25 protein-coding genes are annotated in these 23,792 nt (G+C 70.6%); 11 read left to right on the top strand and 14 right to left on the bottom strand.

The features are described 5' to 3' along the window. Window positions 1-34: 34 nt before the first annotated feature. Genes OH735_RS00485 through OH735_RS00475 form a run of 3 tightly spaced genes read right to left on the bottom strand, consistent with a single transcriptional unit; the run spans window position 35 to window position 3,914 of the window. Window positions 35-1,102 (bottom strand): carbon-nitrogen hydrolase family protein, encoded by a 1,068-nt coding sequence (locus OH735_RS00485; protein ID WP_406378472.1) that lies wholly within the window; start codon window positions 1,100-1,102, stop codon window positions 35-37. Window positions 1,103-1,104: 2 nt separating this feature from the next. Continuing rightward, window positions 1,105-3,453: an FAD-dependent monooxygenase gene (locus OH735_RS00480; RefSeq protein ID WP_406386340.1), complete on the bottom strand. Its 2,349-nt coding sequence runs from the start codon at window positions 3,451-3,453 to the stop codon at window positions 1,105-1,107. Beyond that, a complete protein-coding gene (locus tag OH735_RS00475; RefSeq protein WP_406378470.1) occupies window positions 3,453-3,914 on the bottom strand; it encodes an acyl-CoA thioesterase in 462 nt (153 codons plus the stop codon). Before OH735_RS00475 ends, OH735_RS00480 begins: the two co-directional genes overlap by 1 nt. 92 nt (window positions 3,915-4,006) lie before the next feature. Here OH735_RS00475 and OH735_RS00470 point away from each other — a divergent pair, with 92 nt between their 5' ends. The 6 genes from OH735_RS00470 (at window position 4,007) to OH735_RS00445 (ending at window position 10,567) form a co-directional block, all read left to right on the top strand. Further along, window positions 4,007-5,119 carry a cupin domain-containing protein gene (locus OH735_RS00470; RefSeq protein WP_406378468.1) on the top strand — a complete coding sequence of 371 codons (1,113 nt, stop codon included), beginning with the start codon at window positions 4,007-4,009 and terminating at the stop codon, window positions 5,117-5,119. Window positions 5,120-5,156: 37 nt separating this feature from the next. Further along, the gene (locus tag OH735_RS00465) at window positions 5,157-6,074 is read left to right on the top strand and encodes a fumarylacetoacetate hydrolase family protein (RefSeq protein ID WP_406378466.1); all 918 of its coding nucleotides are present in this window, start codon (window positions 5,157-5,159) and stop codon (window positions 6,072-6,074) included. Beyond that, window positions 6,071-6,856: an Asp/Glu racemase gene (locus OH735_RS00460; RefSeq protein ID WP_323184140.1), complete on the top strand. Its 786-nt coding sequence runs from the start codon at window positions 6,071-6,073 to the stop codon at window positions 6,854-6,856. The genes OH735_RS00465 and OH735_RS00460 overlap by 4 nt, the downstream gene beginning before the upstream one ends. A 197-nt stretch (window positions 6,857-7,053) precedes the next feature. After that, the gene (locus tag OH735_RS00455; protein WP_266753273.1) at window positions 7,054-8,670 is read left to right on the top strand and encodes an AMP-binding protein; all 1,617 of its coding nucleotides are present in this window, start codon (window positions 7,054-7,056) and stop codon (window positions 8,668-8,670) included. 37 nt (window positions 8,671-8,707) lie between these two features. Then, window positions 8,708-9,616 (top strand): PaaX family transcriptional regulator C-terminal domain-containing protein, encoded by a 909-nt coding sequence (locus tag OH735_RS00450; protein WP_406378463.1) that lies wholly within the window; start codon window positions 8,708-8,710, stop codon window positions 9,614-9,616. A 231-nt stretch (window positions 9,617-9,847) separates the two neighbouring features. After that, window positions 9,848-10,567 (top strand): IS6 family transposase, encoded by a 720-nt coding sequence (locus OH735_RS00445; protein ID WP_406378461.1) that lies wholly within the window; start codon window positions 9,848-9,850, stop codon window positions 10,565-10,567. A 41-nt stretch (window positions 10,568-10,608) separates the two neighbouring features. On the opposite strand, the gene OH735_RS00440 is transcribed toward OH735_RS00445, so the two are convergent. The 4 genes from OH735_RS00440 to OH735_RS00425 all read right to left on the bottom strand — a co-directional run bounded on the left by OH735_RS00440 (window position 10,609) and on the right by OH735_RS00425 (window position 13,802). Beyond that, the gene (locus OH735_RS00440) at window positions 10,609-10,944 is read right to left on the bottom strand and encodes a hypothetical protein (protein ID WP_406378459.1); all 336 of its coding nucleotides are present in this window, start codon (window positions 10,942-10,944) and stop codon (window positions 10,609-10,611) included. A gap of 207 nt (window positions 10,945-11,151) precedes the next feature. Beyond that, window positions 11,152-11,640, bottom strand: coding sequence for a hypothetical protein (locus OH735_RS00435; protein WP_406386339.1), 489 nt, complete (start codon window positions 11,638-11,640; stop codon window positions 11,152-11,154). A gap of 156 nt (window positions 11,641-11,796) precedes the next feature. Further along, window positions 11,797-13,380 (bottom strand): multicopper oxidase family protein, encoded by a 1,584-nt coding sequence (locus tag OH735_RS00430; protein ID WP_406378457.1) that lies wholly within the window; start codon window positions 13,378-13,380, stop codon window positions 11,797-11,799. Beyond that, window positions 13,377-13,802: a hypothetical protein gene (locus tag OH735_RS00425; RefSeq protein ID WP_406378456.1), complete on the bottom strand. Its 426-nt coding sequence runs from the start codon at window positions 13,800-13,802 to the stop codon at window positions 13,377-13,379. The genes OH735_RS00430 and OH735_RS00425 overlap by 4 nt, the downstream gene beginning before the upstream one ends. 428 nt (window positions 13,803-14,230) lie before the next feature. Between OH735_RS00425 and OH735_RS00420 the strand changes: the two genes are divergently transcribed. The 3 genes from OH735_RS00420 to OH735_RS00410 all read left to right on the top strand — a co-directional run bounded on the left by OH735_RS00420 (window position 14,231) and on the right by OH735_RS00410 (window position 15,483). Then, the gene (locus tag OH735_RS00420; protein WP_406378454.1) at window positions 14,231-14,635 is read left to right on the top strand and encodes an AAA family ATPase; all 405 of its coding nucleotides are present in this window, start codon (window positions 14,231-14,233) and stop codon (window positions 14,633-14,635) included. Beyond that, window positions 14,562-15,146, top strand: coding sequence for a hypothetical protein (locus OH735_RS00415; RefSeq protein ID WP_406378452.1), 585 nt, complete (start codon window positions 14,562-14,564; stop codon window positions 15,144-15,146). Before OH735_RS00420 ends, OH735_RS00415 begins: the two co-directional genes overlap by 74 nt. A 91-nt stretch (window positions 15,147-15,237) precedes the next feature. Beyond that, window positions 15,238-15,483, top strand: a complete 246-nt coding sequence (locus OH735_RS00410) for a hypothetical protein (RefSeq protein WP_406378450.1) — start codon at window positions 15,238-15,240, stop codon at window positions 15,481-15,483. On the opposite strand, the gene OH735_RS00405 is transcribed toward OH735_RS00410, so the two are convergent. Next, window positions 15,476-15,880 carry a transposase gene (locus OH735_RS00405; RefSeq protein WP_406378448.1) on the bottom strand — a complete coding sequence of 135 codons (405 nt, stop codon included), beginning with the start codon at window positions 15,878-15,880 and terminating at the stop codon, window positions 15,476-15,478. The two genes, OH735_RS00410 and OH735_RS00405, sit on opposite strands and share 8 nt — an antisense overlap. 38 nt (window positions 15,881-15,918) lie before the next feature. On the opposite strand from OH735_RS00405, the gene OH735_RS00400 reads away from it, so the two are divergent. Then, window positions 15,919-16,908, top strand: a complete 990-nt coding sequence (locus OH735_RS00400; protein WP_406378446.1) for a cytochrome P450 — start codon at window positions 15,919-15,921, stop codon at window positions 16,906-16,908. Here OH735_RS00400 and OH735_RS00395 read toward each other — a convergent pair. Then, window positions 16,856-17,527 (bottom strand): TetR/AcrR family transcriptional regulator, encoded by a 672-nt coding sequence (locus tag OH735_RS00395; protein ID WP_406378444.1) that lies wholly within the window; start codon window positions 17,525-17,527, stop codon window positions 16,856-16,858. The genes OH735_RS00400 and OH735_RS00395 overlap by 53 nt on opposite strands. A gap of 100 nt (window positions 17,528-17,627) precedes the next feature. Between OH735_RS00395 and OH735_RS00390 the strand changes: the two genes are divergently transcribed. After that, window positions 17,628-19,127: a DHA2 family efflux MFS transporter permease subunit gene (locus OH735_RS00390; protein ID WP_406378442.1), complete on the top strand. Its 1,500-nt coding sequence runs from the start codon at window positions 17,628-17,630 to the stop codon at window positions 19,125-19,127. Window positions 19,128-19,135: 8 nt separating this feature from the next. Here OH735_RS00390 and OH735_RS00385 read toward each other — a convergent pair whose 3' ends face one another. The 5 genes from OH735_RS00385 to OH735_RS00365 all read right to left on the bottom strand — a co-directional run bounded on the left by OH735_RS00385 (window position 19,136) and on the right by OH735_RS00365 (window position 23,785). After that, window positions 19,136-20,467, bottom strand: coding sequence for a hypothetical protein (locus OH735_RS00385; RefSeq protein WP_406378440.1), 1,332 nt, complete (start codon window positions 20,465-20,467; stop codon window positions 19,136-19,138). 41 nt (window positions 20,468-20,508) lie between these two features. After that, window positions 20,509-21,951, bottom strand: coding sequence for a hypothetical protein (locus OH735_RS00380; RefSeq protein WP_406378439.1), 1,443 nt, complete (start codon window positions 21,949-21,951; stop codon window positions 20,509-20,511). A gap of 139 nt (window positions 21,952-22,090) precedes the next feature. Then, complete coding sequence (locus OH735_RS00375; protein WP_406378437.1) at window positions 22,091-22,678, bottom strand: 4'-phosphopantetheinyl transferase superfamily protein; 588 nt, start codon at window positions 22,676-22,678, stop codon at window positions 22,091-22,093. Further along, a complete protein-coding gene (locus tag OH735_RS00370) occupies window positions 22,675-22,926 on the bottom strand; it encodes a phosphopantetheine-binding protein (protein ID WP_406378435.1) in 252 nt (83 codons plus the stop codon). Before OH735_RS00370 ends, OH735_RS00375 begins: the two co-directional genes overlap by 4 nt. Beyond that, complete coding sequence (locus tag OH735_RS00365; protein WP_406378433.1) at window positions 22,919-23,785, bottom strand: alpha/beta fold hydrolase; 867 nt, start codon at window positions 23,783-23,785, stop codon at window positions 22,919-22,921. The genes OH735_RS00370 and OH735_RS00365 overlap by 8 nt, the downstream gene beginning before the upstream one ends. Window positions 23,786-23,792: the final 7 nt, after the last annotated feature.

Below are 23,792 nucleotides of genomic sequence, written 5' to 3'. Positions count from 1 at the left end.
TTCATGGGGGTTCACCTCTCCTCGCGGAGACGGGTCACCGAGTCCCGGTCGGCTCGGCTCCGGGCTCGGGCTGCCAGGGACCGGTAACCGTGCCGTTAGCGCCCTCGTCCGCCGGCCCGCCCGAGAGTGGTTCCCGGGTCCGTACGAGGGGCTGTCGGGGCGTGGTGTCGTGGTGCAGCCGGAAGACGTCGAAGCGGTTGTAGTGGCCGATGATGTCGTGCATCTGCTTGGGCTGGATGCAGCGGGCCAGGTCGATCTCCGCGTAGACGATGCCCTCGTCGTCGACGAGCGGCTCGGTGACCGGGCGGCCGTCGGGGCCGAAGATCCCGGACAGGGCGCTGCGGGGGCGTCGCATTGCCTTGGCGGTCTCCGGGTCGTCGCCGGCCGCGACCTCGATCATCTCCTCGTTGATCGTTGAGCAGGAGACGATGGAGAAGAGCTTGCCCTCGAAGGAGTGCGCGGCGGTGCGGATCGCGATGGCCTCGGACATGTCGTAGTCGGCGGGCGCGACCGGCAGCGAGATGTAGTTGGAGACGTGGACGAGTTCGCCCTGGGCGAGGAGGGAGAAGCGGGCGAGGGTGTTGGTGTTCTCGCCGCAGGCCAGTACGCCGAGCGGGCCGACGGGGGTGTGGTGCACCCGTACCGAGCTGCCGTCGCCGCCGGTCCAGGTGAGCTTTTCCGCCCAGGTGGGGACCAGCTTGCGGTGGACGCCGAGGAGCGCGCCGTCCGGGCCGATGACGAGCACGCTGTTGTAGAGCACGCCGAGGCTGTGGGCGCCGCGCTCGTTCACGCCGATGACGACCGTGGTGCCGGTGGCGGCCGCGGCGGCGCGCAGGGTGTCGACGTGCGGGCCGGGTACGTCGATCGCCGAGCGGTAGAGCTTCTCGTACCAAGGGGAGCCCTGGACCGGGTTCATGGTCCAGTTCCAGTAGGGGTAGCCGGGGACGAACACCTCGGGGAAGGCGATCAGCGAGGCGCCGTTGCCCGCCGCCTTGTGGATGAGGGCGACGGCCTTGTCGACGGTGGCGGCGGCGTCGAGGTAGACGGGAGCGGCCTGGACGGCGGCTGCGGTGAAGCGGGGGAAGTCCTCCGGGTGCTGCATGCTCAGGCGGTCCTTTCCTCACGAGTCGGGCGCCAGCGGTGGTGGATGTCGGGTGCGGGGGCCGGGCGCAGCGCGAGGGCGGGGCGCTCGCGGCCGCCGGCCGGGGGCGGGGTGCTGCCGGGGCGCAGGGCGCGCGGCCAGTACGCGGCGGGGCCCCGGTAGCCGAGCGCTGCGGCGGCGTGCAGGGTCCACGCCGGGTCGTGGAGCTGGGCACGGCCGAGCGCCACCAGGTCCGAACGGCCCGCCAGGATCGTGGAGTTGGCGTCGTCGTAGGTGGAGTAGCCGCCGACCGCGATCACCGGCACCCCGGCCTCGGCGCGGATGCGGGCGGCGAACGGCGTCTGGTACGTACGCCCGTACGCGGGCCGTTCCCAGGGCACGACCTCGCCGCTGGAGACGTCGATCGCGTCCGCGCCGTGGGAGTGCAGGGCGGCCGCGACGGCGACCGAGTCCTCGATCGTCGTGCCGCCCTCGGTCCAGTCGGCGGCGGAGATCCGCACGATCAGCGGCTTGTGGGCCGGCCATGCGGAGCGCAACCGGTCCAGGACTCGCAGCGGGAAGCGGAGCCTGCCGGTCAGGTCGCCTCCACAGGCGTCCGTGCGGTGGTTGGTGAGCGGGGACAGGAAGGAGGAGAGCAGGAAGCCGTGGCCCGCCTGGAGTTCCAGGACGTCGAAGCCCGCGGCATCGGCGCGGCGGGCCGCAGCCGCGAACTCTTCTGCGATGACCTCGAGTTCGGGCTCTTCCAGTGCATGCGGCGCGGGATGGTCGCCCCACGCGTCCGGCGAGGGAGCGACGGTGCGCCAGCCTCCCTCGGCCAGCGGCGTGCCCAGCGCGCCGCGCAAGGGCACCTCCGTGGAGCCCTTGCGTCCGCTGTGGCTGAGCTGCACACCGATGGCGGCGCCGCTGTGCGTGTGCACCAGGTCGGTGATCTGCTGCCAGCCCGGTATCTGCGCGTCGTCCCACAGTCCCGGGCAGGCCGGGGTCACCCGTCCGGTGGGGCTGACCGCGGTCATCCCGGCGAGCACCAGGCCCGCCCCGCCGAAGGCAGCACCGCCCAGGTGCACCAGCTCGGCGTCGCCGACCACGCCCTCGCTGGTCGCCGAGTACGTGGCGACAGGGGCGGCCACCACGCGGTTGCGCAGCTCCAACCGGCCCAGCCGGTACGGCTGGAACAGCGGCGGCGCCGCGTGCTCCCCGCCGAACCAGCGCTCCAGCCCGGCCGCGTACTCGGGGTCGCGCACCCGCAGGTTGTCGTGGGTGACCCGGCGGCTGCGGGTGAGCAGGTTGAACGCGAACTGCTCCGGCTCCTGGCCGACCGCGTACTCGATCGTCTCGAACCACTCCAGGCTGGCCTGCGCCGCGCGCTGGGTGGACTCCACGACGGGCCTGCGCTCCCGCTCGTATCGCTCCAGCGCGGCATCCAGGTCGTGCGGCTCGGCCTGAAGGCCGGCCGCCAGCGCCAGCGCGTCCTCCATCGCCAGCTTGGTGCCGGAGCCGATGGAGAAGTGCGCGGTGTGCGCGGCGTCGCCGAGCAGCACGATGTTGCCGTGGCGCCAGGTGCGGTTGCGTACGGTGGTGAACCGCACCCACTTGGAGTTGTTGGTCAGCAGGCGGTGCCCGCCGAGGTGGTCCCCGAGCAGTTCGGCGCAGCGGGCCACGCTCTCCTCGTCGCTCTCGCCGGGCGCGTACTCCTTGGCTGCGAAGGCGTCGAAGCCCGCCGCCCACCAGGTCCGCTCGGTCATCTCGACGATGAAGGTGGAGCGGTCGGAGCTGAACGGGTACGCGTGCACCTGCACCGGCCCGTGCTCGGTCTCGGCGACGACGAAGGTGAAGGCCTCCAGCACCCGGTCGGTGGCGAGCCACATGTAGCGGCAGTCGCGCACGTCCAGCGACGGGCCGAAGACGTCCGCGTGCTTGGCGCGGGTCGCCGAGTTGACGCCGTCGGCGGCGATCACCAGGTCGTACTCGCGGGCCAGCTCATCCGCGGGCGGGGCCTGGGTGCAAAAGCGCAGGTCGACGCCGAGTTCGGTGCAGCGCCGTTGCAGGATTTGCAGCAGCCGCTTGCGGGAGATGGCGGCGAAGCCGTGCCCGCCGGAGGTCTGCACGCTGTCCCGGTAGTGGATGTCGATGTCGCTCCAGCGCGCGAACTCGGACTCCATGGCGGAGAAGACGGCCGGGTCGGCGCCCGCGATGCCGTCGAGCGTCTCGTCGGAGAAGACCACGCCGAAGCCGAAGGTGTCGTCGGGGGCGTTGCGCTCCCAGACGGTGATCTCACGCGAAGGGTCCAGCTGCTTGGCGAGGGCGGCGAAGTACAGGCCGGCCGGGCCGCCGCCGATGACCGCGATGCGCATCATGTGGTCACCTCCGCGGCGGTGCCGGGCGCGGCCTCCAGAGCGTCCCGCACCTTCTGCGGCCAGGGCGTGGCCGAGGGGGAGTCGGGCTCGGCGTGGGCGACGATCAGCGTGCCCTGGGCGGCGACGCCTTCACGGCCGCGCACCTCGAAGGCATAGGTGAGGGAGGTGCGGCCGAGCCGGACCACCCGCAGCCGGGTGGTCACGGTCTCGCCGAACCACAGCCGGGCGCGGTAGTTGACCTCGTGGCGCACCCGCGGGGTGCGCCCGAACAGCCGGTCCAGGCCGTGCCGGCGCAGCAGTTCGGCCTCCGCGGCCTCCACCCACCGCAGGATCGCGGAGTGGTGCTGGTGGCCCGAGGCGTCGGTGTCACACCACTCGACCCTGCGTTCCACGACCGCCTCGAGGGCCGTGTCCGGACCGGCCGTAGGGGGGGCGGATCCGGGATCTGGTGAGTTCATCTCTTTCCTCCAACCTCTTGACACTCTCGAAGCTATAGCGTGACGATGACGACCGTCAATGGAACGCAATGAAAGAGGGAGGTAGAGCGGAAATGACCTACAGCGACGACGTACCGGGCCGGGCGCGAGTCAGCGACACTGCGGACCTGAGCGCGTACTACGAGCGGCTCGCCGAGCACGAAGCCGGAGCGCTATGGACCGTCGCCAACGAGATCGAGCCGTGGTACCCGCAGCCCAAGTCGGTCCCCGTGCACTGGTCGTACGAGCGCCTGCGCCCGCTGGTGCTGGAGTCGCTCGACCTGGTCAAGGCCGATGACGCAGGTCGCCGAGTCGTGATGCTGGTCAATCCCGGCCGCAAGGACATCTCCGCCGCCGTCGGCATGCTCTACACCGGACTGCAGATCATGGGACCCGGCGAGTCCATGACCGCGCACCGCCACCAGGCCGCGGCGCTGCGCTTCGTCGTCGAGGGGCAGGGCGCCTGGACGATCGTCGACGGACAGAAGCTCAAGGTCGGCCCGCGCGACTTCGCCATCACCCCGAACTGGGCCTGGCACGAGCACGGCAACGAAGGCGACGACGCCCCCGTCATCTGGCAGGACGGCCTGGACATCCCACTGGTCAACGCGCACGACGCGGGCTTCTACGAGGTACACCCGGACCTGTACCAGGAGCAGGGGAAGGCCGTGAACTCCTCGCTGCTCACCTACGGCGCCGGCGAGCTGCGCCCGTACGGCTTCGAGGACGGCTGGACCAAGCCCTACTCCCCGCTGTTCGCCTACCCCTGGGACCAGGCGTACCCGGCGCTGCTGAACGCCGCCAAGGCGAGCGACGGCTCCCCGTACGACGGGATCATCCTCGAATACAGCAACCCGCTCACCGGCGGTTCCGTGATGCCCACCATGGGCGCCCACCTCCAGCTGCTGCGCCCCTCGCAGGCCACCAAGGCGCACCGGCACACCGGCTCGGTCGTCTACAACGTCGCCAAGGGCCAGGGCCACTCGATCATCGCCGGGCAGCGCTTCGACTGGCGGGAGGGCGACATCTTCTGCGTCCCGTCCTGGGCCTGGCACGAACACGCCAACACCAGCAGCACCGACGACGCCGTCCTCTTCTCCTTCAACGACTTCCCGGTCATGCGCTCCCTCGCCTTCTGGCGCGAGGAGGCGCACACCGACAACGACGGCCACCAGCCCACCGCCTGAACCACCCCGGAACCGCGCACACCTCCAAGGAGTCCACATGCTGCTGGTCAGCTACACCCGTGACGGCGACGAGGCGCGCCGGCTGGGCATACAGCGCGACGACACCGTCATCGACATCGCCACGCTCACCGCCGAGTACGGCGCCGTCGTCCCCGGGCTCGGGGCAGCTCCCGCGACCGTGCTGGACCTCGTCCACGCGGCTCCCGAAGCCGTCGCCGCCCTGACCGAGCTGCTGACCCGTCCCGTGCCCGAAGCGGCGCGGCATCCGCTGGCCGAGGTCACGCTGAAGGCGCCCCTGCGTCCCGGCAAGATCGTCGGAGTCGGCCTCAACTACACCGAGCACGTCGCCGAGTCGGCCCGCACGCTCGACACCGACAAGGAACTGCCGCAGCGGCCCGTGCTGTTCAGCAAGCCCGCCACTGCCGTCACCGGACCCGGCGAGCCCATCTGGCACGACGGCGACCTGACCGCCCAGCTCGACTGGGAATGCGAGCTCGCCGTCGTCATCGGCAGGACCGCGAAGAGGGTGCGGCCCGAGGACGCGCTCGACCATGTCTTCGGCTACAGCATCGTCAACGACATCAGCGCCCGCGACCAGCGCCGCTCCGGGCAGTGGTTCTACTCCAAGGGCCAGGACTCCTACGCCCCCTTCGGCCCGGCCGTCCGCACCGCCGACGACGTACCAAACCCGCACACCCTCGACCTCTCCCTGCGCGTCAACGGCGAGGTGAAGCAGAAGGGCAACACCCGCCACATGCTCTTCCGCATCCCCGAACTGATCGCCGACATCAGCGCCGGCATGACCCTCGAGCCGGGCGACGTCATCGCCACCGGCTCCCCGGCCGGAGTGGGCGCGAGCTTCACCCCGCAGCAGTTCCTCACCCCCGGCGACATCGTTGAGGCAACAGTCGAGTCGATCGGCACCCTGCGCAACCCGGTGGTGGACGCACGATGAGCGAACGCCCCAAGACCTTCCGCATCGGCCAGATCGTGCCGAGCTCCAACGTCACTATGGAGACCGAGATCCCGGCCCTCTTCCGGGCCCGGGAGACCGTCGCCCCCGAGCGGTTCACCTTCCACTCCAGCAGAATGCGGATGAAGCAGGTGCGCAAGGAGGAACTGGCGGCCATGGACGCCGACTCCACCCGCTGCGCCGCCGAGCTGTCGGACGCCCGTGTCGACGTGCTCGGCTACGCCTGCCTCGTCGCGATCATGAGCATGGGGCACGGCTACCACCGCACGTCCGAGCGGAAGCTGACCGCGGTGACCCGGGAGAACGGCGCTCCCGCGCCGGTCGTCACCAGCGCGGGCGCACTGGTCGGTGCGCTGCACACGATGGGCGCCCGCTCGATCACCCTCGTCGCCCCCTATCTGCGGCCGCTCACCGAGACCGTCGTCGACTACATCCGCAACGAGGGCATCGAGGTCGGCGACTGGACGGCACTGGAGATCCCCGACAACCTCCAGGTCGCCGCGCACGACCCGCGCGACCTGGTGCCCATCGTCCGCAAACTCGACCACGGCGACGCGGACGCGATCGTGCTCTCGGCGTGCGTGCAGATGCCGTCACTGGAGTCCATCGAGGTCGTCGAGCAGGAACTGGGCAAGCCCGTGCTGTCCGCCTCGATCGCCACCGCCCACCAGATGATGCGCGCCCTCGGCCTGCCTGCTTTTGCTCCCGGCGCGGGCCGGCTGCTGTCCGGCGCCTACGCCGACGCGCCGCTCCGGTCCGTCTGATCCTCCCCCTGGGGGCACCACCCGGGCCGCCAGGCCCAGGGGGACTACCGCTGGGTGGGGGTACCCCCAGCGGTAGCTGGGGGAGTGCCCCCTTCCACGCCGTACGTACGACAACGGGCCGCCGCTTCCCCGCACGGCGGCGGCCCGCCCCCTCATCCCGCGCTTCGGACATCGCCAGTCAGAAGGGAGCGCTGCCCATGCAGCTCTCACCGTCCGCGCACCACGACACGTACTGCCGTGACCACCTGCCGCCCGCCGACCAGTGGCCGGAATTCCACATCGACCTCCCCGAACTCCACTACCCCGAGCGCCTCAACTGCGCCGAGGTCCTCCTCGACGAAACCATCCGCCGCTTCGGCCCCGACCGCCCCTGCCTGCGCACGCCCACCGAGAGCTGGACGTACGGCGATCTGCGGCGCCACACGGACCGGATCGCCCAAGTGCTCACTGAGGACCTCGCTCTGGTGCCGGGCAACCGCGTCCTGCTGCGCGGCCCCAACACCCCGTACCTGGTGGCCTGCTGGCTCGCCGTCGTCAAGGCGGGCGGGGTGGTCGTCACCACCGTCCCGCTGCTGCGTGCCGGGGAGATCACCCCGCTCATCGAGCTGACCCGGCCCGCCCTCGCCCTGTGCGACCACCGCTTCGCGGACGAGATGCGCGCGGCGGCGGGGGACGACCTGCCCGTCCTGTGCTACGGCTCGGACGACGACCCGGACGACCTCACCGCCCGGGCCGCCGCCAAGAGCGGCGGGTTCACCGCCGTCGACACCGCCGCCGACGACGTGGTCCTCCTCGGCCCCACCTCCGGCACCACCGGCCGGCCCAAGGCCACCATGCACTTCCACCGCGACGTCCTCGCCAACGCCGACACCTTCTCCCGGCACATCCTGGGCCCCACGCCGGACGACGTGTTCGCCGGAACCCCGCCGCTGGGCTTCACCTTCGGGCTCGGCGGACTGATCGTCTTCCCGCTGCGTGCCGGTGCCTCGACGCTGCTGCTGGAGCGGGCCACACCCGGCGAACTCGCCGACACGGTCGCCGAGCACGGTGCCACCGTCCTGTTCACCGCCCCCACCGCGTACAAGGCGATCCTCGCCGCGGGCCGGGCTGCGTCCCTGAAGGGCGTACGCCGCTGTGTGTCGGCCGGCGAACACCTCCCGGTCACGGTCTGGGAGGAGTTCGAGCGGGCCACCGGCATCCGCATCATCGACGGCATCGGCGGCACCGAGATGCTGCACATCTTCATCTCCGCCGCGGATGACGACATCCGGCCCGGCGCCACCGGCCGCGTCGTCCCGGGCTTCCGCGCCGCGATCCTGGACCCGGACGGCAATCCGGTGCCGGACGGGACGCCGGGCCGGCTCGCCGTCCAGGGGCCGACCGGCTGCCGCTATCTCGCCGACGACCGGCAGCGGGTCTTCGTCCAGCACGGCTGGAACATCACCGGCGACACCTACGTCCGCGACGCCGACGGCTACTTCTGGTTCCAGGCCCGCAACGACGACATGATCATCTCCTCCGGGTACAACATCGCGGCACCGGAGGTCGAGGAGGCCCTGCTCGCCCACCCCGACGTGGCCGAGACCGCGGTCATCGGCGTCCCCCACCCCGAGCGAGGCGTGATCGTCAAGGCGTTCGTCGTGCTCCGGGAAGGCGTCGCGGGCGACGACGCGAAGGCGGCCGAACTCCAGACCTTCGTCAAGCACACCATAGCCCCGTACAAGTATCCGCGAGCTGTGGCCTTCCTCCCGGAACTGCCGAAGACCACCACCGGCAAGATCCAGCGCTTCCGGCTGCGCACCCAGGGAGGCTGAACGGCGGGGCGGCCGAGCCCGTTGGTACTGTGACCGGATGACCACCGCACGCGCAGCCGCCGACCCGGCGGAGGCGGCGGAAGCGGCGGACCTCCGGATCCGGCCGTCCTCCGCCCCGCCCCGGACCCTGATCGTTACCGTGTACGGCCTCTACTCGCGCCGGCACGGCGGGTGGCTGTCCGTGGCCTCGCTGATCGGCCTGCTCGCCAGCCTCGGCGTCGACGAGCAGGCCGTGCGCTCGGCCATCCACCGGCTCAAGCGGCGCGGCATCCTCGTGGCCCGCCGGCAGGACGGCGCGGCGGGCTACGAACTGTCCGAGGAAGCCCGCGACATCCTGCGCGAGGGCGACGAGCGGATCTTCCGGCGGGAGCGCGCCACCCTCACCGACGGCTGGCTCCTCGCGGTCTTCTCCGTACCCGAGTCGGAACGCAACAAGCGCCACCAGTTGCGCTCCCAGCTCGCCCGGCTCGGATTCGGGACGGTCGCGCCCGGCGTCTGGATCGCGCCCGCCCACCTGTACGACGCCACGGCCGCGATGCTGCGGCGCCTGGACCTCACCTCGTACGCCGATCTGCTGCGCTCCGACCACCTCGCCTTCGGCGAGCTGTCGCAGAAGGTGCGGCAGTGGTGGGACTTCGAGCAACTGGAGCCGCTGTACCGCGACTTCATCGACGCTCACGGCCCCGTACGGGAGAGCCTGGGCCGCCGCGGGACCGACGAGGCCGGGGCATTCGCCCACTACGTGCGCGCCCTGACCGACTGGCGGCGGCTGCCCTACCTCGACCCGGGCCTGCCCACTGAACTGCTGCCCGCGGACTGGGTCGGCATCCGCGCCGCCGACCTCTTCTTCGCGCTGCACGAGGAGCTCGAGGAGCCCGCCCGCGCCCATGTCGCGGCGACGCTCGCGGGACAGCCCGGACAGCCCGGACAGCCCGCCGACGGGTGAACCCGCTCCGGCTGCGCAGGCCGGAGCCCGCGGTCCCGCGCCGACGCGGGTGAGTGATCGGGCGCCCCGATCGCGTCCTGCGGCCCCGCTGCTGACCGACGCGAAACCGACCCCGCGGCCAAGGCGCTTGGCGGCTGGAGGAGGCCTTCCGCAACCACTTGATGAGGCACTGTCACGTTGGCTGGCCGGGTGGGATGATCTTCGGGTTGATCATGGTGGAGGGGGTTGTCCGTGGGCAGTACGCCGCCGCCGTACAAGGGGCACCGGTACCCAGTCGAGATCATCGCGCACTGCGTGTGGCTGTACTTCCGCTTCCCGCTCAGCCTCCGCGAGGTCGAGGAGCTGATGCTGCAGCGCGGCGTGATCGTCTCCCACGAGACCGTCCGCCGCTGGTGCCTGAAGTTCGGGCAGTCCTACGCCAACGGCCTGCGCCGCCGACGGCCCCGGCCCGGCGACAAGTGGCACCTGGACGAGGTCTTCATCAAGATCAACGGAGAGCAGAAGTACCTGTGGCGGGCCGTTGACCAGGACGGCAACGTGCTCGACATCCTCGTACAGAACCGGCGGGACACCGCTGCGGCCAGGCGGTTCTTCCGTCGGCTCCTCAAGGGAATCGGGGCCGTGCCGAGGGTGGTCGTCACGGACAAGCTCCGTTCCTACGGCGCGGCCCACCGCGAGGTCATACCCTCCGTCGAGCACCGTGCCCACAAGGGCCTCAACAACCGGGCTGAGAACAGCCACCAGCCCACCCGACAACGCGAACGCGCCATGAAAGGCTTCCGCTCCGTCGGCGGAGCCCAGCAGTTCCTGTCCGCGTTCAGCGGCATCTCACCCCACTTCAGGCCCCGCCGCCACCTGATGACCGCCAGCGAATACCGCACCGAGATGACCATCCGCTTCGCCAGCTGGGATCAGGTCACCGGCGTCACCGGCCTGCCTACCGCGGCCTGAGCACGGAGCCGGAACCCGGCCCCACCACACCCGACACACCATCAGGCACTCACACCCTCAACAACGTGACAGCGCCTGCTGCGCAGCCGGCGGATGTCTGTGGGGTTCTGGTTCTGGGCGGCGGCCACGGTGTCGGTATCGGGCCGCTCGCGAAGTGGGCTGCTGTAGGCCAGGGCTGCGTCGGAGAGCTTGAGCAGTGCTTCGGCGGTCGGCAGGTCCGGGCGGGTGGCACCGTTGCGCAGCCGGTCGGCGCCGGCCTGTGCCCAGTGAGCGATGGTCTCGCAGGAGCGGGCGGAGACGGTTCGCCAGAACCCCTGGACGCGTACGTCGTCGGCCAGCTGCTCGAAGTACGGACTGGTCTTCTCCGCCGGGACCATCCCCGCGGGTGCGGGGAGCAGTTGCCGCCCGAGCCCTGGAGACCCGGCTCGGCGACCTTCTGCGGCAGTGAGCGCCCGGCGGGATACGAGGGAATCATGGGTTCGAACTACGCAGCCGGCAGACCGAGTTGGTCGGCGGGATGTTCGCATCGGATCCTCGCCTCGACAGGGCGACGTCCGCGCCCGCTCATGGTGGTCGCCCGTATCTCACCGGGCGGGCGTGAAGCGGGCGTCAAGTGCCCGAAAAGTGGGCTGATCCGTGTGCGGGGCGGGCAGGAACGTGTCCATGAGCCGGTCGGCGCGCTCCTGCGGGCTGCCCTGGGTGGGCGCGAACGCGGCGCGGAAGACCTCGCGCAGGCAGGCGCCGAGGAGCGATGAGGCGAGGGCCTCGGGATCGGCCGCACTGGCGATCCGGCCCAGGTATCTGCTCGGCGCGCAGATACCCCGCCACCGTTTTCGGTTCCGTCGACGGGGCCGGCCGGCGTGCCAGGCCGCTCCAGGAGCGCCGGGTCGGCGTGGAAGGCGGCCAGGGTCCGGAGGTTGGTCTCGTAGTGGGCGAGGGCGCACAGGTTCGCCCGCTGGCCGCCCCGCCCCGCCGAGGGGGCCAAAGGGGCGGGGCGGGGGATCCAGCGGAATGCGTTTTGCGAGGACCGCGGCGAACAGCTCCGCCTTGCTCACGAAGTGCTTGCAGAGCAGGGCCTTTGAGCAGCCCGCCGCCGCGGCGATCTCCTTGGTGGTCGGTGTGAGCCCGAGTCCCGCAGGACGGCGGCTGCCGCGTCGAGAATGCGTTCCCGCGTGGTCCCGAACATGGCCGGCGGCGCCTCCTGACGGTGAGTGCGGTGCGGTGCGGTGCTATTCGGTGACGAAATCGCCCATCATGGCCATGTCCTCGTGCTCCAGGTTGTGGCAGTGGATCATGAAGGCGCCGGCGTAGTCCGTGAACCGGGTGACTACCTCGACGGCCTCGGCCGGGCCCAGGTCCACGGTGTCCTTCCAGCCGTGGTCGAACGCCCCGATGCCGCCGTTGTTGCGCGACACCACCTGGAAGTGGTCCAGGTGCAGATGGATGGGGTGGTGGAAGTTCGTGGTGAACCGCCACACCTCGACCTGCCCGAGACGGGGCCGGGCCAGCGCGCGCCCAGGCTCGTACTCCTTGCCGTTGATCGTCCAGCCCGCGCTGGAGCCGCGGAAGTGGAAGTCGCGGGTGACCGCGGCGCGGGCCGGGTCGAGCCGGGCCACCTTGCTCAGCTTTTGCGGCACCGTCGTGTCGTCCCGGGGGGAGCCGGAGCCGACGTCGAAGCGCATGACCTGTGCCGTGGAGCCGTCTCCGAAGCGGTTGACCAGGCGTACCCGGGTCCCCGGCCGGTAGCGGGAGAAGTCGACCACGACGTCGAAGCGTTCGGCCGGGGCGATCTCCAGTGTGTCGTGCCGGCGGGGTGCGTCGAGCAGCCCGCCGTCGCTGCCGATCTGCACGAAACCGCCGCCGCCCTCCGGCTGAGGATCCAACTCCAGTTTGTACATGCGGGCGTTGGAGCCATTGAGGAAGCGAAGCCGGTAGCGCAGCCGGTCCACCTCGTGCACCGGCCAGGGAGCGCCGTTGACCAGGATGACGTCACCGAGCACCCCGTTCATGTAGGCGTCGGTGACCCCGGGGGTGCGCAACTCACTGTCCACCCACGGGTACCGGAACGACCCGTCCGCGGCGAACGAACGGTCCGTGATCATCAGCGGGATGTCCCGCTCGCCGCGCGGCAGCGGCAGCCTCTCCTCCTCGTCGTCGTGCACGAGATGGAACCCGGCGAGCCCCATCCAGACGGCGACACCGGTGTAGCTCATGCGGTGATCGTGGTACCAGAGCGTCGCGGCGCGCTGGTCGAAGGGATACGTGTAGGTGCGAGTGCCCTCGGTGAGGTCCATCGCGCCGTGGTCCATCGTCATGCCGTGCGCGCCGCCGCTCATGTCTTGGTGGACACGGTGCGCGTCGTACGAGCCGTCGGCAGGCAGGATCAGGGAGGTCGGATACCCGTCGCTGGCCGCCGGCGTGTGGCCGCCGTGCAGATGGACGACGCTGGGGCGGTCGAGTTCGTTGCGGTGGCGCACCACGGTGCGGCGCCCCGAGCGCGAGACGATCGTCGGCCCCGGGAAGGTGCCTCCGTACGTCCATGCCTTGGTGCGCAGACCGGGCAGGATCTCCAGCTCGGCGTGGCGCTGGGTGATCTCGTATGTGTCGGTGGTGCCGCTCGTCGACACCGGCTCCAGGACCTTTGGGACCGGCAGGGGCGTGCGGAAGGCGGCCGGCAGCTCGGTCTCGCTGGTCAGCACCTTGCCGGGGCGGCCCTCGCGCACGTAGTCACTCAGCAGCGGCCAGCCGGCCGCGGTCACGGCGCCGGCGCCGAGCACCGCACCGCCCGCACCGAGCAGTGTGCGCCGCCTCACTTGACCGGCTCCGGCTGCACGTCCTCGCTCCGGGAGGAGGCGGAGGGGATCTTGGCGGGCAGCGGGGTGGTCATCACGCGCTGGGACAGCAGCGCAATGGCGGAGACGAGGACGACGCCGAGCAGGACGTGGGGGGTGACGCTCCGGGTGACGCCGAGCATCACCTGGCCCACGAGTGCCAGGAGCACGACGGCCGAGGCGGGGAGAACCGACTTGGGCCCGCCCGAGCGTCGTACGAAGAAGGCGGCGACCGTCATCAGAAGGGCGACCACGACGATGACGACGGCGAGCGATCCGTGGATGGCCAGCATGTCGAAGTGACCGCCCAGGAAACCTCCCGCCAGGGCGACCTGAACGAGCACCAGCATGGACTGGAATGCGACGGTAATGCGCATGGACAGCAGGGATGGACGTAAGGACATGTCAGCGATTCAACCCCGATACCCGGTGGCGTGCAACCCGAACACGGCATTGTCGCAAGGCAGTTGAGTTCTTCTCGGAACTCCTCAGGAAGGTAAAGAAAGAATAAAGCCACGCGGTGAGTAGAGATCGAGCCACTCCTCCTCGGATGGGCCACGTGGTGCGCGCTCTCCATTCCGAGCGGGACGCGTCCCATGGCTCCGGTGGCCACACCCGCCTTGTGCGGAGGTGATGCGATGACGGTGCTCGCGCGTGACGAAAACCCCTGGCCGAGAAGAACCGTCGCCGCTTCCGGCAGTGAATTCCACCTGGTGTGTTTCCCGTTCGCCGGCGGTTCGGCCAGCTATTTTCGGCCACTGCCCGGCCGCGCTGACGGATCACGGAGACGAGTTCCCGCAGGAACACGTCCTCGTGGGCGCGGTGGTGGAAGTTGTATCTGGGGCGTGTCAGAGCCAAGGGTTTCAAGTCGTTGCTGGACATGGACGTTCCGCTGCGGCAGGGCGTCACGGTCGTGGTGGGGGAGAACAATGCGGGTAAGTCGAACTTCATCGACGTGCTTCGTCTGCTGACCGACCCGCTGGATGGCCGGCGCAGCAGGTGGTGGGAGGCTGAAGACGTCCATCCGTGGGCGGAGAGCGGCGCGGAACTGACCGCCGTTTACGGAGGGTTGACGCCCGCCGAGGCCGGGCACCCACCTGCAGGCCCTGGTGCCGGCGGCCGAGGAACCCGGACCCTCAGAGGGCCACCGAGCCCGCTACACCGTGCAGTTCACCCGGCCGCCTGCCGATGCCCGGCCGCAGCGTCCGGTGTGGTCGGCGGGCCGGCTACTGGTTGATCCGGAGCCGGAGGCGCGCCGCGCGATCCGGCACGTCTACCTGCTGCCGATGCGCAACGCCCAGCAGGAGCTGGCTTCCAGTGCCGGAAACCGGCTGCGGTTGATCCTCGCCGCAGAGCTGGGTGCGGAGGAAGCCATCAAGGACTTCGAGCGGGAGCAGGCCGATCACTTCAGGAGTCTTGAAGAGCACGAGAAGATCAAGGCGGCCCGCAAAAGGATCAACGACCCACTCGGGCTGCTGACCGCCGGGGCGCATCCCCAGCACATGGGACTGTCGTTCGCGGACCCGACGCTGGTGTCCATCGCCCGGGCGCTGCGTACCCGGATGAGTGATCAGGGCCTGGCCGTTGAAGACATCACACGCTCCGGCCTGGGCTGTGCCAACCTGCTGTACATCGCCACCGTGCTGGCCGAGCTGGAAGCCGCCCGGGACGCGGATTTGACACTGTTTCTGGTGGAGGAGCCCGAGGCGCATCTCCTCAGCTGCAGATTCTGCTGCTGGACCATCTGAGGGCTCAGTCCCTGCGCTCCCAGCAGTACCGCCGCCCGCTGAGGGAGCGCCCCTGGGACGCATCCAGGTCGTCATCACCACCCATTCGCCGGTGCTGGCTGCGGCCACCACCGTTGAGGACCTGGTCGTCCTCAAGCGACGCCGTACCCTCGCCCCGCACACCACGGGAGCAGACGCCGCGGCCGAGGCGGACAATGCCCCCGCCAGTGCTGACGCCGACGCCGAGGTGGAAGAGAAGTCGGCGGACTTCGCGTTCACCACGGCCGCTGTTGCGGCAGCGGAGATCCCCTTGGCTAAGTGGTCGCGTTCGGAAGTCCTTCGGGGGTTGATCATGTAGCTGGCCCGGCGGAGGATTCTTCCTGGTGATCGGCGGTGTGCCGGTCGAGTCTGGCCAGCAGATCGTCCAGGTCGGAGGTGGTGAACTTCCACTGGAACGGCTGTGCTGTGACGTTGTAGCGGTCTTCGAAGGCTCGGAGCCGGTTCCCGACCTGGGCAAGGTCGGTGAAGTCGCTGGGTGACACGACCTTGCGCTGCACGACGGAGAAGTAGATCTCCACCTGGTTGAGCCAGGAGGCATGGGCCGGGGTGTGGGCCATGACCGCGTTCGGGAAAGCGCTGGTCAGCCGGTCGGCTGCCTTCTGCCCGCGGTGGGAGGAGCCGTTGTCCACGATCCAGAAGACGCGCTCGGCGCTGGCGTACGGCTCTTGGCTCATGACCTGGGCGACCAGGTGCATGAACGGGTCGATGCCGGTGCGGGGCTCGGACCCCCGGAATGTGGATCGCCGACTCGGCCGCCGGCCGCAGCAGCGTGCACCTGCACACCTGGCAGGGGCAGGACACCGGCGGCGCCGTCGACTGGCCGGACCTCGCCATCGCCGCCGAGATCCGCATGACCTGGCAGTTCCAGGACCAGGACGGCGACGCCTTCTGGATCGTCCGGCTCAACCCGGGCGCCGAGCAGACGGCCGTCCACACGAAGAACTACCGGGATCACACCCGGCACGTGCTGTACGCGCCCGGCGCCCGGCGCCTTGGTGGGGTGAAGTGCCACGGGGCGTGCGCGCACGAGGACTGGCACCTGCGCCACCTCGCCGCCGACCTGGCCGACCTCGACGGCGCAACGCCCGCCGACGGGCCCGCCGCGGCACCGGAACCTTCGAAGGGCCGGCGTCGGCGTCGAGCGGGCCGCTACTCTGGGCGCGGTGCGTCCCAGGGGACGCGCTTCACCGACCAGGAACTGCACGACCAGTCCATCACCCTGCTCCTCGGAGGCGCGGAGACCACCGCCGTCTTGATGTCGTGGATCTTCCACCTGCTGCACGAGTACCCGCAGGTCGCCGCCAAGTTGCACGCGGAACTCGACGAAATGTTGGCTGGCCGCCCGGTGACGGCCGCGGACCTGAGGAAGCTGCCGTACACCCGCAACGTCGTCGCCGAGGGTCTGCGCCTCTACCCGCCGGCCTGGCTGCTCAGTCGTCGCGCCGCCGTCGACACCACGCTTGGCGGGCTGCCCGTACCGGCCGGCACCGAGCTGTCGTACAGCCCCTTCCTGCTGAACCGGGACGCCCGCTACTTCGACGCCCCCGACAGCTTCGAGCCGGACCGGTGGCTCACCATGTCGACCACTCCGCGCAAGGGCGCCTACCTGCCCTTCGGCGCCGGGAACCGCAAGTGCATCGGTGACGTGTTCGCCCTCACCGAGGCCCAGGTCATCGTGGCCCGGTACTGGACGCGCGTGGGGCGGGTGCCCGGGGCGCGGTAGCGGTCGCCGACGGGATCCGGCTCGCGACGCCCTCGATGAAGGTGTTGAGCCCGTACGCGAACCGTTCCGCCGGGTCGGTGTTCATGAGGGAGCCGAAGGCCTCCGCGTACTGGGGCGACAGCGCGCTCGCGAGCGGGTTCTCACCGCTCTGCCACCCCTCGTCCGGCGCGTGGGCCTGGTTCTGTTCGTCGAGGGTGTGGCCGAGTACGTAGTAGTAGAGGGAGAAGGCCAGGGATCCGGCCTGGGCGGGGGCCAGGCCCGCGCCGCAGAGGACGTCGACGACGAGACTCCCGGCGGTGATCGAGTTGGCGCCGGTGGCATGGGTGCCGCTGACCAGGCGCGCTCCGTCTCGGTGCGCCAGCATGGCCGTCCGGAACCGCTGGCCCAGGACATAGATCTGATCGCGCCAGGGAGCCTCGGGCAAGGGGACCCCGACCCCCTCGGTGAGCTTGTTGGCCATCGCCTCCAGCAGGGCCGCCTTGTTCGGGAAGTGCCGGTAGAGGGCTCCTCCGTGCACGTTGAGCGCAGCACCGAGCTTGCGCATGGTCAGTCCGTCGAGCCCTTCGGTGTCGAGAAATTTCAGGGCCCCTTCGACCACGTCGGCCTTTCGCAGCAGCATGGGTCGCTCCATCGTTGACAACCCCCGAATCATATAGCTAACGTAAACGCTGTTCACAGTAAACAACGTTCACGGTGAACGGCGTTCACCAGGAGGCGCAATGTCTGCATCCTTAGAGTCACCACCCACCCCCGCGGTCCTGCGGCCGAATCTGCCGCTCGGCGTCGTGGTGGCCATCTCGTGCGTGGCGCTCTTCATGGTGGTGCTCGACACGACGATCGTCACGCTGGCGCTGCCGCAGATGCGCGACGCACTGGACATGTCGGTCAGCCAGCAGCAGTGGGTCGTCACCGGCTATCTGGTCACTCTCGGCGGTCTGTTGCTGCTGGCCGCCAGGGCGGGCGACCTGTTCGGCCACAAACGGGTGTTCCTGTTCGGCATGATCGCCTTCACCGCCGCCAGCCTCACGGGCGGCCTGGCGACCGACCCGACCATGCTGATCGTGTCCCGGTTCATCCAGGGCGTCGGCGCCGCCGCGCTCACGCCCACCAGCCTGAGCCTCATCACCACGAGTCACACCGACGAGACCCAGCGGCAGCGCGCCCTGGCCCTGTGGAGCATCACCATCGCGTTCGCCGGCACGGCCGGCGTACTCCTCGGCGGCGTGCTCACCAGCGAGCTGAACTGGCGGTGGGTGCTCTTCATCAACATTCCCCCCGGCATCGCGCTGTTCGCCGCGGCACTCTGGTGCCTGCTCCCCGCCCGGATCGGCACCAAGCCGGTCCGGCTCGATCTCCCCGGCACCCTCTGCGTGACGCTGGGCATCGGGGCGCTCACCTACGGGCTCTCGCAGGCGTCGGCCGACGGGTGGGGGTCCTCCAACGTCCTTATCGCCCTCGGCGCGGCGGCGGTCCTCATCGCGGGCTTCGTGGCCGTGCAGCTGACCAGCTCCCAGCCGCTCATCCCCCGGGCGCTGCTCCGACTGCGCAGTCTGCTGCTCGGAAACCTGATCATGCTCATGCTGGGAGTGGTCCTCAACGCTTCCTTCTTCTTCATCTCCCTGTACCTGCAGCAGGCCATCGGTTACAGCGCCCTGCGAGCCGGTATGGCCATGGTTCCGGTGACCCTCATCGTCATCGTCGGCGGCTTCGTCTCCCGCAAGCTCGTCCTCGTCCTCGGCCCCCGAAACCTGATCATCATGGGTGGGCTCGTGGTCGCGGCCGGTATGGCCTGGCTGGCCGCGGTGCCCGCCCGTCCCCCGGTCTTCCTGGCCCATATCCTCGGGCCGACCCTGATCGTCGGCATCGGCCTGGGCTTCCTGCTCCTGTCGATCACGCTCACCGGCACCTCCGACGTCGATCCCGAGGACGCCGGTGCGGCCTCCGGGCTGCTCAACACCTCCCGCCAGGTCGGCGGAGCCGTCGGCCTCGCCGTGCTGACCACCATCGCCGCCACCGCGACCACCGACGCGGTCGGCGACTCCGATCCCGTCGAGGCGCTCGTTCACGGGTACAGCGTCGCCTTCCTGATCTGTGCGGGCGTCATGGTGGTCGCCTCCCTGATCGCGCTGGCCCTGCCGAACATCAAGGCGCCCAGGCCGGAGGCCGAAGCGAAGGCCGGCGAAGTCGGCGAGGAACGGTCGGCGAACGCCACGTCATGAACCGGATCTCACGCGTCGACGACGGTCCCGCCCGGCAGGGCGGGAAAGCCGGGCGCCGCACCGTCGACACCCGGGCGGGGGCCGGTCCTGACCTCCCGGTTGGTGACGGAGAGCGGCCCCAGCCCCGCCAGGGCATCGAGCACCTGGGGCATCAGCGCCCCGGGGGCCGACCGGGCGGGAACCACGCCGATCGCGTTCACACCGGTCAGCCAGGCGGCCGTGAGATCACCCGCGGCCGCCAGGCGGCGGACGGCCCGGCCGCCCGCGGCGGCTTCCGCCTCCAGATGACCGGCGTCCGGATCGTCGGCGGCCCCCAGGACCAGCGTGAGGTCGACGGCCTCGGCCACCGAGCGGACGGCCGCCGCCCGGTCGGTGGCGGCGTAGCAGAGCGCGTCGTAGTGCTGCCCGCGCACACGGGGGTAGCGCTCGCGCAGAGCAGTGATCATGCCGGCCGCGTCATCGACCGAGATCCCGGTCTGCACCACGAGGGAAAGCCTCTCCGGATCGACCCCGAACCGCTGAAGATCGGACGCCTGTGCGGCATCCCGCATCGTCAGCACCGACTCCGGGGCCTGCGACACCGACACCCATTCCCCCGCGGTGTCGCGGGCCCCGGTCATCAGCACCACCGTGTCGCCACGGTGGGCGTAGGCCTCGACGTCGCGATGGGCCAGAGCGGCCAGCGGGCAGGTCGTGTCCACCACCCCGAGCCCGCGTGCGGCGGCCTCCGCCCGCACCGGCAGGGGTACGCCGTGCGGCGGGAACGCCACCACTCCGCTGTCCGGTACGGCGTCCAGATCGTCCGCGAACGCGACACCGGCCTCGGTGAGCCGCGCGATCCGGTCGACCGCGGCGACCGGCCGGCCGTACACGTACACCGGCACGTCCCGCCGCGCCTCGCGGGCCGCCCGGAGGGTGGCCTCGACACCCGCCCGGGCACCCGCGCAGTCGGGTTCGGGCGCCGCCACCAGCAGACGGCGCGACCGCAACAGCCCGGCCCACTGCGCGACAAGCTCCGCGCATATGTCCACGGCCGGGCGATCATCCGCGTGCGCGGCCGCGCCCAGGCCGACGGCCCGGCCGTCCAGCTCCAGGTAGGAGGCCATCACGAGCACCGCGTCGCCGGTGCCGGAGGCTTCTGCTGTCCCGTCCATCGGATGGAGCCGGATCCGCCGTCCGCCGGGATCGGGTTCGCCGCGTCCCAGCGCCGCGGCGAGCAGCGGAGCCGCGGGCGAGCCGACCGTTCCCCGCTCGGGATGCGTTGTTCCGGTGGCCACCACGATCTCCCCCGGCCGGACCCCGCTGACGGAGAAGCGCTCCACCCGCATCGTTCGATTCATGATCATTCACCTCGGATGGCTGAATTGGATGTCGTCGGCACTTACGAGGCCACCGTCTCCGGAGTCCAGGCGGTGGCGGTGCGGACCAGCAACTGCCTGACGGCGCGGTGGGTGCGCTGCGGATGAAGCCGGGATCGCAGGACGTTCATCGCGATGGTGGCGCGCCCGCACGTCAGGAACGTCGAGTCGTCGAGAAAGGCGTGCCAGACGGTGACGGCCTGGTCGAGATCGCCCTGATCCAGATGCAGCCCGGCAAGCCGGGCGTGGCCGAGGGCGCGCGAGCGGCGCTCCCGCTGCGGCCGGTGGCGGGCGGCTTCGGTGAGCGTGGCGATCGCTCCCTTACGGTCACCGAGCAGCGCCCGCACGGCCGCCTCCTGGTTCGCCAGCGACGCGGGGTGGTACCGGCCCATGGCACCACCGCCGTCCGCCGCCGTCCGGGAGCACGCCTGGTCCAGACGCCGTTCCGCGCCCGAGATCGCGGTCAGCGCGTGGTGCCGGTTCCCCGCCGCGGCGGCGGCCACCGCGACCTGGCCCAGGAAGAACGCCTGGCGGGCCGGTCCGGTGGCGGCCCTGCTGATCGTCGCCGCGGACTCGGCGAGGTCGACGGCGTGCTGACGGTGCCCCAGACTCTGCGCCTGAACCGACAGCCCCCGCAGTGTGACGGCGTAGCCGGCCGGGTCGTTGTTCTCGCCGGCCAGCCTCAGAGCGGCCCGGTAGTACTGCTGGCCCAGCCCGTGGCACCCATCGTCGAAGCACATGAACGCGGCCAGATAGGTGAGCTGCGTGGCGGCCGTGAAGAACCTGCGCCGCAGCGCCGGAGTCCCGGCGGCATGAAGCCTGGGAGCGATGTCGAAGGCCAGATAGCAGGACAGTTCCGCGCGGGCGTGGCCACCGCCGAAGGAGTCGTCGAGGTCGGAGAAGAGCCGTACCATCTGCTCGGCCGTGGCCACCTGCCCCGGCTCCAGCCGCTGCGCGCACGACGGGTCCGGCCATGGCGGCAGCCCGGGCGGACCGGCCGCGGCCTGCGCCCACCCGGGCACGTCGAGAGCGGCGACGCGGTAGGCGGTGGCGGACAGCATCCGACGCCGGCTCTCGCCGGACTGCGCCAGGCCGGCCAGCACCGAACCGACGTCCCGGGGCGGGGCATCGGCGTCCGGCGGCCGGTCGACAGCGGCGCGGGAGCGAGGTCTCGGCTCCCACTCCTCCCGGACGGCCGGACCGGTGGCCGGCCCGGCGAGCCCCAGGTCGGCGAGGCCGACCGGACGGCGCAGCCCGCGCGAGATCGCCTCGGCGATCAGCTCGGGCACCGGCGAACGGGGGCGCCGGCCGGCCAGCCAGTGCGTCACCGACCGCCGGTCCAGCCGCATCACCACACCGGACTCGGCGGCCACCGCGTTGACCTGCCGGGCGAGGAAGTCCTCGGTCCAGCCCGCCTCGGCCAGCAGTCCCCGTAACAGCCTGTTCGGCACCTTATGCTTCGTCATGACGCGTACCAGCCCCCCACGATCGCCGCGCATTCCCCGAGCCTTCTGTCGGCCCTTCTGCCGGCCAAATGGGAGGCTACCAATCTGATTGATCAGGAAATAGTGACAATTGCACCTGTGATCGTGAGTTGTGGAGAACTCACCCGGGCGAAATGGCCAGGGCGAGCGATAGATCCTCGTCGGAGTTGATCCACACGGTTACCGGAACTCCGCGGTAGGACGCGGTCAAAGCGCCGTCGGCAGGGCGCAGTTCGATCCGCCAGAACAGGAAATCGCCCAGAGACCCGGTGCCGGACAGCGCTTTGAAAGCCGCTTCCTTGGCCGCGAACAACTCACGCGGCGTGTATTTTCCGGCCGACGGCAGCAGTTTCAGCCTCTCCTGCCCGCTCAGGACGAACGCGGTCGCGCGAGGGCTGATGACCGCGCTCTCGATGTCCACGCCGACCGCCGCCGCGCCGGGGACCACCACCGCGACCGCCAGGTGGTCGGTGTGGGAGATGGATCCGGCGAATCCGCGCGGGAAGCGGGGCCGGCCGCCGGGATCACGGGGGACGATCCGATCGGCCGCCCCGGCCGCCGCCAGCGCCGCCGAGGCCGCCCGGCGGCCCGCCGTGAACTGCTGACGCGGCCCGAACGGCCGGTGCACCGGCCGCCATCGGGCCCATACGCCCGCCGCAGCCGCGCCGGCAGGAACCTCCAGCCCCGCCGCTCCGTACGCCTCGGTCAACGCAGCGACACGACGTGGTCGGCCAGCGACTCGATCGAGCGGAGCGCCTCGGGCCGGACGTCCTCGTCCCATTCGAAGCCGAACGCGTCCTCCATCGCCACCAGCAGGCTGACCAGCGCGGTGGAGGACATGCCCGCCTGACGGAGGGACACGGTGTCCGACACATTGCCGACGAGGCGGTCGTTGCCGAACAGATCGACGAGCAGCGCCCGGATGCGCTGCCGGACCTCGAGTGTCCCGTCAGACACGCGATTCCACGTCCTTGACGAATTCGAGGATGATGGACTGGAAGGCCCCGGCGTCGTCGAAGAAGGGCTGGTGCCCGGCCTTCGGCATGATCCGGCAGGTGCCGTCCTGGAACTGGTCGGCCAGCTCCTGGGCGCCCGTCGGGCTCAGCAGGATGTCGTCGTCGCCCACGACGACCAGCGTGGGTGCGGCGATACGCGGCGGCAGGTCGGGGCTGTGGGAGTCGTTCGCGGCGCTCTTGAAGCTCCGGGCCAGCTCCTCCGGGTCGGAGACCGCCATGAAGGCCTCCCGCAGCCCCAGGAAGCCCGGGGTGCCGAGCGCCTCGTTCATCTCCGAGCTGAACATCTCGGGGTAGAGGTGGTCGAACACGGCCGCGAGACCGTGGCTCTCCAGCGTCCGCAGCCAGTTCCGCTGCAACTGCTTCTGGCGGCGCATGCCCTGGGGGCCGAAGACCGGGCCCGACAGCACCAGGCCCTTGACGCGGTCCGGGTGCCACAGCGCCATGTCCCGGGCGAAGACCGTGGTGGTGGACGAGCCGATCAGATAGGTCGACTCGATCTCCAGCGCGTCGAGCATCGCGATCAGATCGGCCGCGTGCTCCTCCCAGGTCGGCTCCTTCTCGACCCGCGAGGAGGCCCCGTGATTGGCCAGGTCGTACACCAGGACGCGGTGGTGCTGGGCCAGTTCCTCGGTGAACCCGCGCCAGATCGGCGCGGTCGCGACGAGATTGGGGAGCGGGGTGATGACGGTGCCTTCACCGCGGGACTCGCAGTAGAGCTCCACGCCCTCCCTGGTGCGAATTCGCGGCGCGTCGTCACGGTATGACAGATCCAGCCGGGACATGTTCTCGACGATTGACATGGAATCT

This window comes from Streptomyces sp. NBC_01618 (assembly GCF_045209435.1).
In the GTDB taxonomy this organism is placed as follows: domain Bacteria; phylum Actinomycetota; class Actinomycetes; order Streptomycetales; family Streptomycetaceae; genus Streptomyces.
Note: the sequence above shows the minus strand (reverse complement) of the source record. Positions and strands in the feature narration are given on the sequence as shown.